At 31.0% G+C, this 18357-nt stretch carries 16 protein-coding genes; 8 read left to right on the top strand and 8 right to left on the bottom strand.

Annotation, left to right across the window (positions count from 1 at the left end; all coding sequences use genetic code 11):
• Window positions 1-43: 43 nt before the first annotated feature.
• A complete protein-coding gene (locus ACH5TX_RS03510) occupies window positions 44-1285 on the top strand; it encodes an MDR family MFS transporter (RefSeq protein ID WP_439338158.1) in 1242 nt (413 codons plus the stop codon).
• Window positions 1276-1650, top strand: coding sequence for a VOC family protein (locus ACH5TX_RS03505; protein WP_439338157.1), 375 nt, complete (start codon window positions 1276-1278; stop codon window positions 1648-1650). Before ACH5TX_RS03510 ends, ACH5TX_RS03505 begins: the two co-directional genes overlap by 10 nt.
• Before the next feature lie 15 nt (window positions 1651-1665).
• Here ACH5TX_RS03505 and ACH5TX_RS03500 read toward each other — a convergent pair whose 3' ends face one another.
• Complete coding sequence (locus ACH5TX_RS03500; protein ID WP_439338156.1) at window positions 1666-2109, bottom strand: Lrp/AsnC family transcriptional regulator; 444 nt, start codon at window positions 2107-2109, stop codon at window positions 1666-1668.
• Window positions 2110-2231: 122 nt separating this feature from the next.
• On the opposite strand from ACH5TX_RS03500, the gene ACH5TX_RS03495 reads away from it, so the two are divergent.
• Window positions 2232-2627, top strand: a complete 396-nt coding sequence (locus tag ACH5TX_RS03495) for a hypothetical protein (RefSeq protein ID WP_439338155.1) — start codon at window positions 2232-2234, stop codon at window positions 2625-2627.
• On the opposite strand, the gene ACH5TX_RS03490 is transcribed toward ACH5TX_RS03495, so the two are convergent.
• Together ACH5TX_RS03490 and ACH5TX_RS03485 are read right to left on the bottom strand one after the other, a co-directional pair.
• Window positions 2624-3109 carry a hypothetical protein gene (locus ACH5TX_RS03490; RefSeq protein WP_439338154.1) on the bottom strand — a complete coding sequence of 162 codons (486 nt, stop codon included), beginning with the start codon at window positions 3107-3109 and terminating at the stop codon, window positions 2624-2626. The genes ACH5TX_RS03495 and ACH5TX_RS03490 overlap by 4 nt on opposite strands.
• Before the next feature lie 260 nt (window positions 3110-3369).
• A complete protein-coding gene (locus ACH5TX_RS03485) occupies window positions 3370-6807 on the bottom strand; it encodes a methylmalonyl-CoA mutase family protein (RefSeq protein ID WP_439338153.1) in 3438 nt (1145 codons plus the stop codon).
• Window positions 6808-6954: 147 nt separating this feature from the next.
• Between ACH5TX_RS03485 and purU the strand changes: the two genes are divergently transcribed.
• Entirely contained in the window at window positions 6955-7809 is an 855-nt protein-coding gene (gene purU, locus ACH5TX_RS03480; RefSeq protein WP_439338152.1) for a formyltetrahydrofolate deformylase, read from the top strand.
• Window positions 7810-7967: 158 nt separating this feature from the next.
• Entirely contained in the window at window positions 7968-9065 is a 1098-nt protein-coding gene (locus tag ACH5TX_RS03475) for an OmpA family protein (RefSeq protein ID WP_439335140.1), read from the top strand.
• Between the two features lie 56 nt (window positions 9066-9121).
• Here the strand turns inward: ACH5TX_RS03475 and ACH5TX_RS03470 are convergent, their stop codons facing one another.
• The gene (locus ACH5TX_RS03470; RefSeq protein WP_439338151.1) at window positions 9122-10231 is read right to left on the bottom strand and encodes a redoxin family protein; all 1110 of its coding nucleotides are present in this window, start codon (window positions 10229-10231) and stop codon (window positions 9122-9124) included.
• A gap of 335 nt (window positions 10232-10566) precedes the next feature.
• On the opposite strand from ACH5TX_RS03470, the gene ACH5TX_RS03465 reads away from it, so the two are divergent.
• Both ACH5TX_RS03465 and ACH5TX_RS03460 read left to right on the top strand, forming a co-directional pair.
• Window positions 10567-11274 carry a DUF4197 domain-containing protein gene (locus ACH5TX_RS03465; protein ID WP_439338150.1) on the top strand — a complete coding sequence of 236 codons (708 nt, stop codon included), beginning with the start codon at window positions 10567-10569 and terminating at the stop codon, window positions 11272-11274.
• A gap of 106 nt (window positions 11275-11380) precedes the next feature.
• Window positions 11381-11578, top strand: a complete 198-nt coding sequence (locus ACH5TX_RS03460; protein ID WP_439335143.1) for a Lacal_2735 family protein — start codon at window positions 11381-11383, stop codon at window positions 11576-11578.
• 180 nt (window positions 11579-11758) lie between these two features.
• Here ACH5TX_RS03460 and ACH5TX_RS03455 read toward each other — a convergent pair whose 3' ends face one another.
• The 3 genes from ACH5TX_RS03455 to prfA form a co-directional block, all read right to left on the bottom strand.
• Window positions 11759-12568 carry an ABC transporter substrate-binding protein gene (locus tag ACH5TX_RS03455; RefSeq protein WP_439338149.1) on the bottom strand — a complete coding sequence of 270 codons (810 nt, stop codon included), beginning with the start codon at window positions 12566-12568 and terminating at the stop codon, window positions 11759-11761.
• A gap of 31 nt (window positions 12569-12599) precedes the next feature.
• A complete protein-coding gene (pyrF, locus tag ACH5TX_RS03450) occupies window positions 12600-13415 on the bottom strand; it encodes an orotidine-5'-phosphate decarboxylase (RefSeq protein WP_439338148.1) in 816 nt (271 codons plus the stop codon).
• 88 nt (window positions 13416-13503) lie between these two features.
• Complete coding sequence (gene prfA, locus ACH5TX_RS03445) at window positions 13504-14580, bottom strand: peptide chain release factor 1 (RefSeq protein WP_439335146.1); 1077 nt, start codon at window positions 14578-14580, stop codon at window positions 13504-13506.
• Window positions 14581-14983: 403 nt separating this feature from the next.
• Here prfA and ACH5TX_RS03440 point away from each other — a divergent pair, with 403 nt between their 5' ends.
• Window positions 14984-15646, top strand: coding sequence for an ATP-binding cassette domain-containing protein (locus tag ACH5TX_RS03440; protein ID WP_439338147.1), 663 nt, complete (start codon window positions 14984-14986; stop codon window positions 15644-15646).
• Between the two features lie 50 nt (window positions 15647-15696).
• On the opposite strand, the gene ACH5TX_RS03435 is transcribed toward ACH5TX_RS03440, so the two are convergent.
• Window positions 15697-18249, bottom strand: coding sequence for an adenosylcobalamin-dependent ribonucleoside-diphosphate reductase (locus tag ACH5TX_RS03435; protein ID WP_439338146.1), 2553 nt, complete (start codon window positions 18247-18249; stop codon window positions 15697-15699).
• Window positions 18250-18357 lie beyond the last annotated feature (108 nt).

Raw genomic sequence — 18357 nt, 5'->3', positions numbered from 1 at the left:
AAAATTCAAAAATTGAAAAAAGAAACTTGAACAATCAGAACTAATGAAAACACTTTACAACAATTACTTAAACACTTTTAAAGGCCTATCACAAGAAGTCTGGTGGCTAGCATTAATAACACTTATTAATAGAGCCGGTACTATGGTCATTCCATTTCTATCGCTTTACTTAACAAAGAGCTTACACTTTACTTTAAGCGATGTTGGCTGGATTATGAGTGCCTTTGGTGTAGGTTCTGTAATTGGTTCATGGTTAGGCGGAAGGTTAACCGATAAAATTGGTTTTTATAAAGTTATGACTTTTAGTTTAATTACTACAGGGCTCTTATTTATTGGTTTACAATTCTTAACAACTTTTGTATCATTTTGCTTAGGTATTTTTTTAGTGATGCTGGTAGCAGATATGTTTAGACCCGCTATGTTTGTGGCATTAAGCGCTTATAGTAAACCCGAAAACAAAACACGATCTGTTACCTTAATTAGGCTTGCTATAAACCTTGGGTTTTCGGCAGGACCTGCTATTGGCGGTATTATTATTACCTCACTAAGCTATGGCGGATTGTTTTGGGTAGACGGCATTACCTGTATTTTAGCAACCTTTGTTTTAATTAATGTTTTGAATCCGAAAAAAACAAAAACGTTAGATGATGTTATAAATAAAAATCCAAAATCGGCTTATCATGATAAGGCCTTTATAATATTTCTATTTGCTATGATGCTTTTTGGGGTCGTATTCTTGCAATATTTTTCAACTATGCCTCTCTATTACAAAGATGTTCATCATTTAACCGAATTAAATATTGGTATTCTTTTAGGTATGAATGGATTTATCATTTTTGCTCTAGAAATGCCTTTAATAAAATGGCTTGAAAATACCACTTTTACCAAATCGGGCTTAATGCTTTTTGGTGCGATACTTACAGGATTGAGTTTTATTATTCTAAATTTCACATCGTGGACAGGTATTCTAATTATAGGTATGCTGTTAATGACTTTTGGAGAAATGATTGCTTTTCCGTTTTCAAACGCATTTGCCATGGATCGCGCAAAAAAAGGAAACCAAGGTGAATATATGGCATTATATTCTATAGCTTTTTCTGTTGCTCATATATTTGGTCATAATGCTGGTATGCAAATGGCAGATAAACTTGGTTTTAATAACACTTGGTATATTGTAACATTACTTGCCGCACTTTGTATTTTTTTATTGTTTATCCTAAGACTTTATTTGAATAGAAAAAAGAAGAAACAAATAGACGAAGAAAAAGAAATTTTATGGATTTAAATCAAATAACCATACCATCATTAGATGTTGAAAAAGCTACTGAGTTTTACAAAATTTTGGGATTGCATCTTATTGTAGATGCGATTCCAAGATATGTAAGGTTTGAATGCCCTGACGGAAATAGTACTTTTTCAATTCATAAAGTAGATAAATTACCTGAAGAAAATGGTATTTCTATTTATTTTGAAGATGATAATTTAGACACATTAGTCTCAAATCTTCAAGAAAAAGGCATCGTTTTTAAACAATTACCTGAAGACACAACATGGCTTTGGAGAGAAGCCCGTTTAGAAGATTTAGATGGGAATCAAATTATTTTATATTATGCTGGGAAAGATAGAAAAAATCCGCCTTGGCGAATTTAATTAGTAAACACTCATTTATTTTGAAGGTTTTAATTCTTTGTAACGTATTACATGAGATAATACAATTTGTGTTTTAGTTTCACCATAAATAATAAGTTGATCTATAAACGATTCTAAGTGTTTTTGGTTTCTTAAAACTACCTCCATAACAATGTTTTCGTTTCCTGTTATTCTATAGCAATTTAAAACTTCGTCATAGGTTTTTACTTTTTCTAAAAAAGGTTTTAATTTCCCAATAAAAGCACGTATTGTAATAATTGCTTTTAATTGATATCCCATATCTAATGGAGATACGATTGTTTTATATCCTAATATAATTCCTGCATCTTCCATCTTTTTTATCCGTTCAGATACAGCAGGCGAACTAATTCCTACTTGTCGTCCTATTTCGGCGTTAGATTGTCTTGCGTTTTGCTGTAAACACCTTAAAATCTTCCAATTAAGCGCATCTAAATTCATTTAAAAGAAATTTAACTATAAAAAATTAATAATTAAAGTAAATATACAACTTTACTTTAAATTCTAAAGACGTATATCAAATCTAGTGCCTAATTTTGATAAAAACGCTAAGAAAAATTAAAATGTTACCTAATACCCCACTAAACCTATCGGAATTACCGATTTATAGGAAAGCTCAAGAAATTTTTGCTCTATCGCAAAATATTTCTTTGTACCTAAATCATGATTTGTCTGAGCTAAAAGAAGATGGTTCAGAAGATACTAATATTTATTTTTCAGGAGATATTATACAGCAATCTGTATCATTAGCTCCAGAAATTGAAAATGCCGAATTAGAACGTTTTTCAGAAAGGAAACACAAGCATATTGCTGCGCTTAAGCGTTTAACAAATATGTTATATAAAAACTCGTATAGATTAGAAAAATCTAATAGTAATGGCAAAGATTTTTTACCAATTCTGCGTAGTGAATTAAAAAAGTTTAAGCAGTTACAACGTAGTTGGATGATGACGCTTTAGTTTCTTTGTTTTAAAACAAATACTTTTTCAAATTTTCTATTCTCATCCCCATAGAATGTAACATCAAAATTTATGTTCCATCTATTATCACTTATTTTTTCACCTGATATAAAACCGACAGAGACTACATTTTTTTCTTCGTCTTGGAAATGACAAAAACAATATTTACTTAAAGTTGTTTTAGCATTTAACATATCGTCTCCTTCAAAATAAAAACTATCTAAACTCGAATCTATTTCAAAAAATATAGATTCCGAATATTCATCATCTGCAATTTGCTCATCATCTGCTGCGACATAAGTGTATTCAAAAACTACTTTATTCCCATCAGATATTACTCCAGATTTCAAATAAGTCCACTCAACTTCAACAACAGACAAGTCACTATTTTCGTAAAATTCATATCTATAAACTTCTTTATTTAAATCATCCGAACATGAAAAGAAAACCGTGACAAATAATAGCAGTAAATATTTCTTCATCTTTTTAAAATTAAATTCTAATTGTTAGATGTGGAATTTAAAAATGGTTGCGTAATAAAAGGAAACAAATTTCTTCAAGGTTAAAAACTATAACAAAAAAACTAGTCTTAAAGATCCCGATACTAGCTCTGGATAAGCGATTCACTAACTTTTCTGAAATAGAAAAAGTGGTTCTTTCATCTTTTATTTATAGATCCCGATACTAGCTCGGGATAAGCGATTCACTCACTTTTTCTGAAATAGAAAAAGTGGTTCTCTGCTTACATATTTCGTCTATACTGCCCACCTACTTCAAACAATGCAGAAGTTATTTCACCTAAAGAACATACTTTACAAACTTCCATTAAGGCTTCAAAAATATTTTCGTTATTAATGGCTTTATGCTGAAGCTCTTTTAACAATGAATCCGTGTCATTTGCTTTATGAAGATTATCTAAAGTCTTAATTTGAAATTGCTTTTCTTCTTCTGTTGCTCTAATAACTTCAGCAGGAATAACTGTTGGAGATCCCTTGCTGCTTAAAAAGGTATTCACACCAATTATTGGAAACTTACCATTATGCTTTAACGTTTCATAATACAAGCTCTCTTCTTGTATTTTAGAGCGCTGATACATCGTTTCCATAGCACCAAGAACACCACCACGCTCGGTAATTCTATCAAATTCTAAAAGCACAGCTTCTTCTACCAAATCGGTTAATTCTTCAATAATAAACGAACCTTGTATTGGGTTTTCATTTTTAGCTAAACCTAATTCTTTATTTATAATAAGTTGAATAGCCATGGCACGACGCACAGATTCTTCTGTTGGTGTTGTTATTGCTTCGTCGTACGCATTGGTATGCAACGAATTACAGTTGTCATATATAGCATACAAAGCTTGAAGCGAAGTACGAATATCGTTAAAATCTATTTCTTGTGCGTGTAAACTACGTCCCGATGTTTGAATATGATATTTAAGCATTTGAGCTCTGGCATTTGCTCCATATTTATGCTTCATAGCTTTTGCCCATATTTTTCGAGCCACACGACCAATAACAGCATATTCAGGATCGATGCCGTTTGAAAAGAAAAAAGACAAGTTTGGACCAAACTTATTTATATCCATCCCTCGACTTAAATAATACTCCACATAAGTAAATCCGTTAGATAATGTTAACGCTAATTGTGTAATAGGATTTGCGCCTGCTTCAGCAATATGATAGCCAGAAATAGACACCGAATAAAAATTACGCACATTATTTTCAATAAAATACTCCTGAACATCGCCCATTAAACGCAACGCAAATTCTGTTGAAAAAATACAAGTATTTTGTGCTTGATCTTCTTTTAAAATATCGGCTTGAACGGTACCACGAACCTGCGTAATTGTTTTAATTTTAATGTCTTCGTAAATAGCTTTTGACAAAACTTGATCGCCCGTTACTCCAAGAAGCATCAACCCCAAACCATTATTTTCTTCTGGTAATTCACCATTGTATTTCGGACGCTCTTTGCCTTTATAAATTTTAGCAATTTTTGCTTCTACTTCTGCTTCTAAACCATGTTCTTTAATATAAATTTCACATTGCTGATCGATGGCTGCATTCATAAAAAAGCCTAACAACATAGGAGCAGGACCATTTATAGTCATACTCACCGAGGTCATAACATGGGCTAAATTAAAACCAGAATATAGTTTCTTAGCATCATCTAAACAACAAATAGAAACACCTGCATTTCCAATTTTACCATAAATGTCTGGTCTTAAATCTGGATCGCTTCCATATAACGTTACGCTATCAAAAGCTGTAGATAATCGCTTTGCTGGCAACCCTGCACTTACATAATGAAATCGCTTATTGGTTCGCTCGGGTCCGCCTTCACCTGCAAACATTCTTGCAGGATCTTCGCCTGTTCGCTTAAACGGATACAAACCAGATGTGTATGGAAACTCACCTGGTACATTTTCTTGTAAACACCAATTTAAAATATCGCCCCAAGCTTGGTATTTTGGCAAAGCTACTTTTGGTATTTGAGTATGTGATAACGACTCTGTGTGTGTTTCTATGTTTATTTCTTTATCACGGACATTAAAAGTATAAACAGGCTGCTTATATTTATTCACTTTGTCGTGCCATCCAGTGATAACTTCCCAATTATAAGGATCTAAGTTTAGCTTAACACGATCGAATTCTGAAATAAGGAGTTTTATAAAATCTTGGTTATCAACTTTAGCTTGTTTAAATATTTCATCATTATTTAATCCGTATTTATCAAGAAAAGATATTTCAACTTCAGTAGAAGTACTATTAAGAACAGAACAAATAGTTTTATAAATGCCATATAGTTTTTGAGCTACTTCAACTTGCGCTTTGGCTTTACTATCATATGCTCGATTACTTTCAGCAATTTCAGATAAATATCGTGTTCGAGATGGTGGAATAACGAAAATCTTCTCGCTCATTTCATCTGAAATATGGAAAGTAGATTTTAAATCGGCATCCGTTTTCTCAACCAACTTATTCATAATCGCTTTATAAAGCGTATTCATTCCCGGATCGTTAAATTGAGAAGCAATGGTGCCAAAAACTGGCAAATCATCTTGAGGCGTATCCCAAAGATTATTGTTACGCATGTACTGTTTCTTTACATCTCGCAATGCATCTAACGAACCTCGTTTATCGAACTTATTAATAGCTACCAAATCGGCAAAATCAAGCATATCAATTTTTTCTAACTGCGTAGCAGCACCAAACTCAGGTGTCATGACATAAAGTGACACATCAGAATGTTCAATAATTTCTGTATCAGATTGCCCGATTCCTGAAGTTTCTAAAATAATTAAATCATATTCGGCTGCTTTTAATACCTCAACCGCTTCATTAACATGCTTTGACAAAGCTAAATTAGACTGTCGTGTTGCTAAACTTCGCATATAAACACGCGAATTATTAATAGCATTCATTCGAATACGATCGCCTAAAAGTGCGCCGCCCGTTTTACGTTTTGAAGGATCGACAGAAATAATTCCTGCTGTTTTTTCTGGAAAATCGATTAAAAAACGACGTACTAGTTCATCAACTAAACTCGACTTACCTGCTCCTCCTGTTCCTGTAATTCCTAGAACTGGTGTTTTAGAATTACTATTTTTAGTATGAATTTTATCTAAAACCACTTTTGCTACTTCTGGAAAATTTTCAGCAGAAGAAACAACTCGTGCTATCGCTTTTGGATTTTTATTTTTAAGCTCTTTTAAATCAACGTTTAATACATCTCCAATAGCAAAATCAGATTGTTTTACCAAATCATTAATCATCCCTTGAAGCCCCATTTCACGTCCATCATCTGGCGAATAAATACGGGTAATACCATAGTCCATCAATGCTTTAATTTCAGAAGGCAAAATAACTCCACCTCCTCCACCAAAAATCTTGATATGGTCAGCGCCTTTTTCCTTTAATAAATCATACATATATTTAAAGTACTCATTGTGTCCACCCTGATATGATGTTAAACAAATAGCATTTACATCTTCTTGAATCGCTGTATTTACAACTTCTTCAACACTTCTATCATGCCCTAAATGAATCACTTCCACGCCTGTTGCTTGAATAATTCGACGCATAATATTTATAGATGCATCGTGTCCATCAAAAAGAGATGCTGCTGTTACAATACGTACTTTATTAATTGGCTTATATGGTGTTACCTGTATCATTCTTAAAGAAACTTATTTATTTCGTTGCTAATTTACGGATTATTCAAAAAATTCAACCATTTTCAAGAGATTATCTAAAATCATAAGATCAATCTGTTTACTGTTAATTTTTAAAGTATTTTTAACCCTTAATTTGAATTTATAGTAATGAACAAAATCACCATTTTAATTCACTGTAACGATTTATCTGGCATTGTAGCATCTGTAACTAATTTTATTGCTGAAAAAAAAGGAAACATCATATACTTAGATCAGCATGTTGATAGAGAACAAAATATTTTCTTCATGCGTCTTGAAAGTGAATTTATTGACGACAATTTTTCAACAGACAGCTTTAAAACAGCTTTTAAAGAAGTATTAGCAGATAAGTTTGAAATGAAATGGCGTATTTATTCTTCTGAAAAGAAACCCAAAATGGCTTTATTTGTTTCTAAATACGACCATTGTTTATACGATTTATTAGGACGTTACAACTCAGGTGAGTTAAATTTAGAAATTCCTTTTATTATTAGTAATCATTTAGATTTAAAACCAATTGCTGATAATTTTAAAATTCCTTTTTATCATATTCCTGTTACAAAAGACACAAAAGCTGAAGCTGAAGACAAACAATTAGAATTATTAGAATCTCATAATATAGATTTTATAGTTTTAGCACGCTATATGCAAATAGTATCAGGTAAATTAATAAATAAATATCCTAACAAAATTATTAATATACATCATTCCTTTTTACCTGCCTTTGTAGGAGCTAAACCTTATCATTCAGCTTATAAAAGAGGTGTAAAAATTATTGGAGCTACAAGTCATTATGTTACCGAAGAATTAGATGCAGGCCCTATAATTGAACAAGATGTAGCGCATGTATCTCATACTTATACAATTGATGCTTTAATTGCTAAAGGACGTGATTTAGAAAAAATTGTATTAGCTAATGCCATAAAACTTCATGCAAATAGAAAAGTAATGGTTTTTAATAATAAGACGGTTATTTTTTCATAATAAAAAAATTATCATTTTCTTAGTATAAATAAGGGTTTCAAGGCGAAACCCTTATTTATTTTAATTGCTTTCATAAATTAAATAGTGACTTATTGTTTTTCTGAGTGTCACAAAATCAGTGGAAAAAAAACAACCATATAACTTAATTTAAATTTTTTATGAAAACAAAACTATTATTATGCCTAACGTTTTTATTAGGCCTAGGATTTTCTCAAGCACAAGATTTACCTAGCAATCCTGAACCAGGAAAATGTTATGTAAAATGTATTACTAAAGATGAATTTAAAGATGTAGATGAAACTATTGAAGTATACCCTGCATACACAAAATTAACAGTTGTTCCTGCTACATACAGAACTGTTGAAGAACGCGTTTTAATAAAAGAAGCTACAAAGAAATTTATTTATGTTCCTGCTGTTTATGAAACTGTAGAGGTATCTTATATCAAAAAAGAAGGTAGAACAGATTTAAGTATCAATCCTGCTACTTTTGGAAAAGACTCAAAAACTTTTGAAATGTATCCAAAAACTTCTGGATGGGAATATAAAGAAGCTGAATGTGATTCTCCTAACAAAGAAGATTGTGTATCAGCTTGTTTTGTTGAATATCCTGCAACATTTAAAGATGTTAACTTTACAACTTTAGCAAAAGACGCTAACACAAATAACATTCCTGTTGCCGAAATACCAACTGTTTACACAAAAAGAGTTGTTAAAACGCCTGCTCACACAAAAGAAGTTGCTATTCCTGCTGAATACGCTACTATAACTAAACGTGTACTTGAAACACCTGCTACTACTAAAAGCGTTACTGTTCCTGCAAAACACAAAACTGTTACAAGAACTGTGTTAGCTAAAAAAGGTGGTATTACTACTTGGGAAGAAGTTGACTGTGGTTTATTAAATGCTAATGTTTTACCAATATTTTATGAGTTAGGAAGTGCTAGAATTACTCCAGCTTCTAAAAAGATTATTGATGAAACTTTATTACCATTATTAAAGAGTAAACCTGTAAGCATTGAATTAATGTCTCATACAGATTCTAGAGGTAATGACGATTTTAACATGTCTTTATCTCAACAACGTGCAAACTCTGTTGTTAACTATTTAGTATCTAAAGGAATTTCTAGAAACCGTTTATCTGCTAAAGGATACGGAGAAACTAGATTAGTAAACCGTTGTGATAATGGTGTTGAATGTTCTGAAGCTGAGCACCAAAAAAATAGACGTACTGAATTTAGAGTAATAAACAATTAATTAAGTGACTAACTGAAATTAATTATAGCAAGTAAATTGTTTAAAAGGCACCTTTTTTAAGGTGTCTTTTTTGTTATAACATATTGAGGATAATATGTAGTTTCTTTTTTTACATCTACACCATAAGTATCACTTAACATTGAAGCCATCAAATCAAAATATTTATAATGTATTTGCCAATCGTGAAGTGTATTATCTAAAGGTTTGTTTTTAACAATTACAGGCATTTCTAATACGTTTGATAACTTATATTGCATCTGATTAAAAGTAACGTTATCTCCCATAATTTCAGAATCTCCAATCAAATAATGTGGCGAATCAATTCCCCAATCAATCTGTTTATCATCCCAAAAGGTTGGTGCTTTTACATCAAAAACCAAAACATCTCCCTTTATTTCTTTTTCAATTTGTTCTAAATTTAAAGCTTTTAAAATATCAATCGTATCAATGTTATTCTTTAAGTAAATCTGATATGTTTTGTTTAGAGTATGAGGAATCTTCACCTGATTCTTATAAACCTTAAGTGAATACGCTAAAATATCTTGTAACGATCCTTTTAACTCCGTAAACGATGTTTTATTATTTACTACTAACTCTTCAAAACCGCCTTCCTTTAATTCAATACACTCAATATTTTTAGTTGGCACATAAGCTTCCTCTATAGTTGCAGCCTCATAAGTTTCGATTTCAAACACATGATCTACATGCTTCTTTTTATTATTACTTCTTAAAAAATTAGCTATTTGATAAGACTTAAGCTCTGCCGGATGTCCTTCCCATAATTTATCACCATCGGCATTATACAAAATACCATACGGCAAACTAACAATGTTATTTTTTTTGAATGTTTGCCCATCAAAATCTATAGCTACTGCTAGTTTAATATCATGCTTTGTCATAAACTTTTTTACCACTCTAGAACTCTCTTGACTTAAGGAAACAATGTAAAAATCGTCTGGATATTGAGCTTGTAAAGATTCTAAATATTTAGACACATGTACACAAGGCACGCACCAAGTTGCCCAAAAATCGACAAAATAAAGTTTATTATTCGTTTGATTTGCTATTTGTGAATACTGGATATTCTCAGAAATTTTTATTTGTCCAAAGAAAAAAGTTGGACATAAAAAACACAACGAATAAACAACTAGTTTTTTTAAATACATGTATATTTTTTTTAGTGTAAAAACACAATACGTGCTAACATATAGCTAGATAACAATTATTATGCTAAAATAGTATTTAATTAAAAAAGAATATCGAAATCTGTTTTTTATGCCTTTTATTTAATTATGAGTGTGACTTTTTTATTTTTCATGAGTCTAAACATTAAAGAAAGAATAACTCTAAAATATAAATTGAAGAGACATTCATTTTGGTTGGTTTGGTTATAAGGCACCTTTGGTTGGGTGCCTTTATTTTAAGCAAAACTTTAGCCCATATTTAACTTTATTTTTCGTATAAGAATATATCTTTGCTTAATACATAAACACAATACATTATGATTCGTAAATTTTTCGCAATTTTTTTAATTTTTAATCTTACTGCTTGTGCAGAACTTCAACAAGTAATAAATCAATTACCTCAAGGCACTGGCACTATTGGTAATGCTGATATTGCTTCTGGTTTAAGACAAGCTTTAGATTTAGGGATAGACAAACAAGTAAGTAAACTTACTCAAACCGATGGTTTTTTTAAAAACGATTTAGTTAAAATTTTATTACCAGAAGAATTACAAAAAGTTGATAAAGCACTAAGAGATATAGGCTTAAATAAATTAGCAGATGAAGGCTTAAAAGTACTTAATAGAGCCGCTGAAGATGCTGTAAAAGAAGCTACACCAATATTTATTGATGCTGTTAAAGGTATTACGTTTGCCGATGCTAAGAATATTTTACTTGGCAATGATGATGCAGCTACTCAATACTTAACATCTAAAACTAAAACAGCTTTATACGACAAATTTAATCCTGTTATTAAAAATTCTTTTGGTAAAGTTGGTGCCGATGAAATTTGGAGTAATCTAATAAACAAATACAACGCCATACCATTTACTAATAATGTAAACCCAGATTTAACAGATTATGTTACTGGAGAAGCATTAAAAGGTGTTTATACAATGATTGCTGTCGAAGAAAAAGAAATTAGAACTAAAGTATCTTCTAGAACTACCGATTTACTTAAAAAAGTATTTGCTTTACAAGATTAAAGACTACAATATTTTATTATAATGAATCCGATAATTAAAAAATTATCGGATTTTTTTTTATTTCTGAATAAATTTCGTATATTAAATACCTGTTATTCAGTCAACAATGAATAAAAATGAGATTATAAAAACCCATCAAGAAAAACTTAACGCTCGTTATAAAGAACTCGTTGAGCAAGCTTATAATTTCCGACAAACAGATTCTGCTTTAAGTGATATTTCAGAATACAAAGCTATTAAGCTTCTCAATAAACTTAATAGATTAAAATACCTTTACAGAGAACAACAAAAAATTGCTATTTAAGGTTTATTAACATTTTTTTAACTTTTTTCTTACATCCAAAAATTATAAAATCTCGTACTTTATATAAAAAAGAAGATATGAGTACACATTATTGTAAAGTTGGAAAAATTAAACCAAACGAAAACAAATTAATTAGCTTGAAAGAATTTAAACAAAAAATTGCAAACTTTGTTGAATATGTTAACAAGGTTGATTTTTCTGAAGATTTAAACGCAACTGTTTAAAATACTTAAATGCTTTTAACAACCTAGAACCATACCAAGAAAACATTTCGCCATCTGCTAAAACAATTTGGGCATTAGGAAAATTTTCTTGAAAGACTTTTTTATGCTTTTCTTTAAACGGAAAAGGCTCGCTAGATAACAGAACAACTTGTACCGTTTTATTAACAGAGTGTTTCTTTATATTAATTTCAGGATAACGCTCGCTTTCTCCATAAGCATTTTCAAAATTATTAAGCTTAAGTAAATAGTTTATAAAGGTATTGCTCCCTGCTACCATAAAAGGTTTCTTCCAAATAAAGTAAGCCGTTTTTAATATTGGTTGATCTTTAATAAAACGCTTAAAACCATCAATTTCTTTATTTATTCTAGCTATAATTGCTTCTGCTTCTTTTAGCCTATCAAAAATATCGCCGTATTGTTTTATTAATTCCGAACTATCTTCAATGGTAAAAATATCAGATACATGTACCTGACAAACTAATTCACAAGCTTCAACAATTGCTTTGGTATTTTCTTCTTTATTACAAAGAATAATATCTGGAGATAAAGACTTGATCTTTTCTAAATCAATTTGCTTTGTTCCTCCTACAACAGTAACATCTGTTTTTATACCCTGCGGATGCACACAAAACTTAGTAACACCAACCAAATTTGATTTTAAACCTAAATCGCAAAGCAATTCTGTTTGACTCGGCACTAAAGATATAATGCGTTTAGGAGTTTCTTTTAAATGAATCGTTCTATTGAGTTGATCTTGTACTTTCATTTAATTATCGGAAACTACCTAGCAATGACAATTATTTATTTAAAATTAGCGCCATTTCTTTTTGAAGTTCTTCAGCCTTATTTGCTGCAGCTTGTGCAAAATCGGTTTCATTAGAAGCATAAATAATACCTCTTGAAGAATTTATAAGCAAGCCTACTTGATTATTCATTCCATATTTACAAACCTCTTGCAAGTTACCGCCTTGAGCTCCAACACCAGGAACTAATAGAAAACTATCAGGAATAATTTTACGGATATCTGCAAAATACTCTGCTTTAGTAGCTCCAACTACATACATTAAGTTTTCGGAGTTCTCCCAAGTTTTTGATGTTTCTAAAACCTGCTTATAAAGCTCTTTACCCTCAACTGTTTTGGTTTGAAAATCGAAAGCACCAGCATTAGAGGTTAGTGCCAACATAATAGTATGCTTATCTTTAAAAGCTAAAAAAGGTTCAACAGAATCTTTCCCCATATATGGTGCCACGGTTACAGAATCGAACGCTAAATCTTCAAAAAAGGCTTTCGCATACATGGTACTTGTGTTACCTATATCGCCTCGTTTTGCATCAGCAATTGTATATATTTCTGGATGCTTTTCGTTTAAATAATTAATAGTTTTTTCTAATGCTTTCCATCCTTTTAAACCATAAGCTTCATAAAATGCTGTATTTGGTTTATAAGACACACATAAATGATGAGTTGCATCTATAATAGCTTTGTTAAAAGCAAAAATAGGATCTTCTTCTTTTAAAAGGTGCTGTGGTATTTTATTTAAATCAACATCTAATCCTATACATAAGAATGATTTCTTTTTGTTGATTTGCTCTATTAATTGGTTTGTTGTCACAATGTATGTTTTGTCATTCCTGTAAAAGCAGGAATAAATTTTTAATATAATTCAATTTATAAAACTCCTGCCATCGCAGAAATGAGAATTAAATCACATCATCATTAGCTTTCAACTTCTCAGTATTTTCAGCTAATTGCAATTCATCTAATATTTTTTGAATATCACCATTTACAATATTACTCAAATCGTAAAGGGTTAATCCTATTCTATGATCAGTTACACGACCTTGAGAGTAATTATAAGTTCTAATTTTAGCACTTCTATCACCAGAACTCACCATACTACCACGCTTAGCAGCATCTGCTTCGTTTTTCTTAGCTAATTCTAATTCGTATAAACGCGAACGTAATACTTTAAATGCTTTTTCTTTATTTTTATGTTGTGACTTTTGGTCTTGACATTGTGCCACCAAACCAGTTGGAATGTGTGTTAAACGTACCGCAGAATAAGTAGTATTTACAGATTGTCCACCAGGTCCAGAAGAACAGAAAAAATCTATACGTACCTCTTTGGGGTTAATTTCAACATCAAACTCTTCGGCTTCAGGAAATACCATCACTGTTGCTGCACTGGTATGTACACGTCCTTGTGTTTCTGTTTGTGGTACACGTTGTACACGGTGCACACCAGCTTCAAACTTTAGTGTTCCGTAAACATCTTCACCTGTAACTTCAAACTGAATTTCTTTAAAACCACCATTGGTACCTTCACTAAAATCTACTGTATCAACTTTCCAACCTCTACTTTCACAATATTTAGAGTACATTCTAAACAAATCGCCAGCAAAAATACTTGCTTCATCGCCACCAGTTCCTGCACGTAACTCCACCACGGCATTCTTAGAGTCTTCAGGATCTTTTGGTATTAATAATACTTTTATTTCTTCTTCAAGTTTTGGAATTCCTGCCTTGGCTTCGTCATATTGCATTTTAGCCATTTCAACCATTTCTGCATCACTACCATCTGAAATTATTTCTTCAGCTTCAGCTAAATTATTAGAAAACTCTAAATATTCTTCTCGTTTGTCCATGAGAAGTCTTAAGTCTTTATACTCTTTATTTAACTGAACATAACGTTTTTGATCGCTAATAATATCTGGTTGAATGATTAAATCACTAACCTCATCAAAACGTTGTTTTATAATTTGTAATTTCTCTAACATCTGCCTTTTTTAATTGAAGACCAAAAATACGATAATTTATGAATTCTCAACATCTATATAAGACCGTAATAATTGAATACTAAAAATATTATTCATTATTTATCGTTATAAAAGGTATCATGCAACAATTATCATCTATTTTTCTTTTTTATAGACCATTTATTTTATGGTCTTTTGGCATTAATATATTTCTTTTACCATTTAGCAATAGCATAACCCCTATTCTTATTGCCAAATTATTATTAACCATCTTTTTATGGTATATAACGAAAGAAACTAATGCTAGAAGAAAATTAGTTTTCTATAAAAATTTAGGAGTTTCTTCATTCAAATTATTTTCCTCAATTTATATCATCGATTTATTTTTAAACATTCCATTTCTTTTAATTCTTAAAGAATTTATATGATTTTTGAAATAGATAATGTCGAACTTTATTTTAAAGAAAAACGTATTTTAAATGGTGTTTATTTAAAAGCTGAAACAGGTAAAGTTACAGGCGTTTTAGGAAGTAACGGATGCGGAAAAAGCTGTTTATTAAATATTGCGTTTGGTAATTTAAAACCTAAATATAAACTTATTAGGATTGACAAAAAGCCTATACTAAAACCATTATATAAAACAAATCTAGCTGGTTATTTACCTCAGTTTAATTTCATTCCAAATACTCTAAATATCAATAAAGCTTTTAATCTTTTTAAAGTATCTTGGGAAGATTTCTTAGTGCCTTTTGAAGGTTTTAGCAAATACAAAAACTTAAAATTCAACAAACTGTCTAGTGGCGAACGCCGATTGATAGAAACATATATCCTTTTAAAGAGTAATAAACCAATTATATTTTTAGACGAGCCTTTTTCGCATTTAGCACCTTTACATATTGAAAAAATAAAAGCATTAATTTCTAAAGAAAAACAACACAAAGCTATCATTATTACGGATCATATGTATAAACATATTGTTGATGTTTCAGATGCCATTTATCTTATAAAAGGAGGTTGCACGAAACTTATTAAAGACTTAAAAGAACTTGAAGATTATAACTATTTAAGTTTTGGAGCTATAGAATAAAAAAAAGGCTGTTAAAAAACAGCCTCTTTTTCTCTAAAATGATAATGCTATTAACCACATTTAGAAGAACCACAATCTTTACAAGTTAAACAACCTTCTTGGTAAATTAAATTTTTAGATTTACAACTATCACACACCTGTCCTTTAGCTTTTGTTCCATCGGCCACATAATGTTTTAATGCTCGTCCTACACCATTTTTCCAGGTATTAATTGACTCACTATCTAATTGTAAACTATTAATTAAATCGACAATTTTATCAATTGGCATCCCATGTCTTAAAGTACTAGATATTAACTTTGCATAATTCCAAAACTCAGGATTAAATTTATATGACAACCCTTCAATAGTTGTTTTATAACCTCTTTTATTTTTATACTGAAAATCGTAACGCGAACTACCGTTCTCTTCCCTACTTTTTATAATAACACCTTTATTTACCCATCGTGGTAGTAAAATACCAACTTCATCATCTGTAAGTCCTGTAAAAATTTCATAAGGCTTACCTTCTATCAAACCTATAAAAGCAATCCATTTCTCTTTACTATTCTGAAAACGAACCACATCAGCCTCTAAAACTTCTGGACGCTTTATAGGAAAAGCTGTTAATATATTTTGACTTTCATCTTCTTTTTCATCATTAGCTATTAAAACTCCAGATCTCGACCCATCTCTATAAACCGTAACACCTTTACAACCAACTTCCCAAGCTTTTATATATAATTGTCCTACTAACTCTTCAGTAGCATCATTTGGCAAATTAATTGTAACACTTATAGAATGATCTACCCATTTTTGAATAGCTCCTTGCATACTTACTTTACTTAACCAATCTACATCATTAGAAGTAGCTTTATAATAAGGAGACTTTTTAATTAAATCGTCAATTTCAGTCTGTGAGAAGTTTTTAGTGGTATCAATACCATTTACTTCCATCCATTGTTTGAATCTGTGATGAAACACAACATATTCTTCCCAAGAATCACCAACCTCATCAACAAAATCTATACGCGCTTCTTTATCGTTAGGGTTTACCTTTCTTCTACGTTTATAAACAGGCATAAATACAGGTTCAATTCCAGACGATGTTTGCGTCATTAAGCTTGTTGTTCCTGTTGGAGCAATAGTTAACAAAGCAATGTTTCGTCTACCATATTCTAACATTTCATAATACAACTTACTATCGGCTTCTTTTAAGCGGTTTATAAACGGATTCTTTTTTTCGCGTTCGGCATCAAAAATTCCAAATGCACCACGTTCTTTTGCTAAATGCACAGAGCCTCTATAAGCTTCAATTGCAATAGTTTTATGTACTTCTAACGAAAACGCATTCCCAGCTTCACTACCATACTGAATACCTAATGCTGCTAACATATCACCTTCAGCTGTTATACCAATACCTGTTCTACGCCCCTCTTCGGCTTTGGTTTTTATATTAACCCATAAATTACGCTCTAATGCTTTTACATTATCTAACTCAGGATCTTCATCTATTTTACGTAAAATATTATCAATTTTTTCTAATTCTAAATCAATAATATCATCCATAATACGCTGAGCAGCTGCTATATGTTTTTTAAATAATTTAAAATTAAAACTCGCTTTTTTTGTAAAAGGTTTATCTACATAAGAAAACAAGTTAATAGCCAATAATCTACAAGAATCATAAGGACATAAAGGAATTTCTCCACAAGGATTTGTAGATACTGTTTTATAACCTAAATCGGCATAACAATCGGGTACAGATTCATTAATAATAGTATCCCAAAACAGCATACCTGGTTCGGCAGATTTCCATGCATTGTGAACGATTTTCTTCCATAAATCATTTGCTACAATATTTTTTGAAACTTTTGGGTTCTCACTAAAAATGGGATATTTTTGAGTATAATTACTATTATTTTTAACAGCTTTCATAAACTCATCATCCATTTTCACAGATATATTTGCTCCAGTAACTTTTCCCTGCTCCAACTTAGCGTTAATAAAATCTTCTGAATCTGGATGATTAACAGATACCGAAAGCATTAATGCGCCACGTCTTCCATCTTGTGCAACCTCTCTAGTAGAATTTGAATAACGCTCCATAAAAGGCACAATACCTGTGGACGTTAAAGCTGAATTTTGAACTGCTGATCCTTTTGGTCGAATATGAGATAAATCGTGACCAACCCCACCACGACGTTTCATTAATTGTACTTGCTCTTGATCTATTTTCATGATGCCTCCGTAAGAATCTGACTCACCAGAATTACCAATAACAAAACAATTTGAAAGCGATGCTATTTGATACGGATTACCAATACCTGCCATAGGACTTCCTTGAGGCACTATATATTTAAAATCTTTTATTAGATTAAAAATGTCTTCTGCAGATATGGGATTTGCATATTTTTGTTCAACTCTTGCTAATTCTTTAGCAATTCGTTGATGCATATCGTTTGGGGTTTTCTCATAAATATTTCCGTGAGAATCTTTTAAAGCATATTTATTTATCCATACGCGAGCAGCTAAGTCGTCGTTATTAAAATACTTTAATGATGCATTAAAAGCTTCATCTTGTGTGAATGTTTTGGGAGGTTGGTTGGAAACATCTGTACTCATGTAGTTTATATTTTTTAGGTTATAGTTATAACCATAAAGTAACAAAACCCTACAAGTTTAAAACATGACAAAAGTCATAAAGTTTACAGATAAAAAACATAAATAACT

Origin of the sequence: Thalassobellus citreus (assembly GCF_044385915.1) — a bacterium.
Classification (GTDB): domain Bacteria; phylum Bacteroidota; class Bacteroidia; order Flavobacteriales; family Flavobacteriaceae; genus Thalassobellus; species Thalassobellus citreus.
Note: the sequence above shows the minus strand (reverse complement) of the source record. Positions and strands in the feature narration are given on the sequence as shown.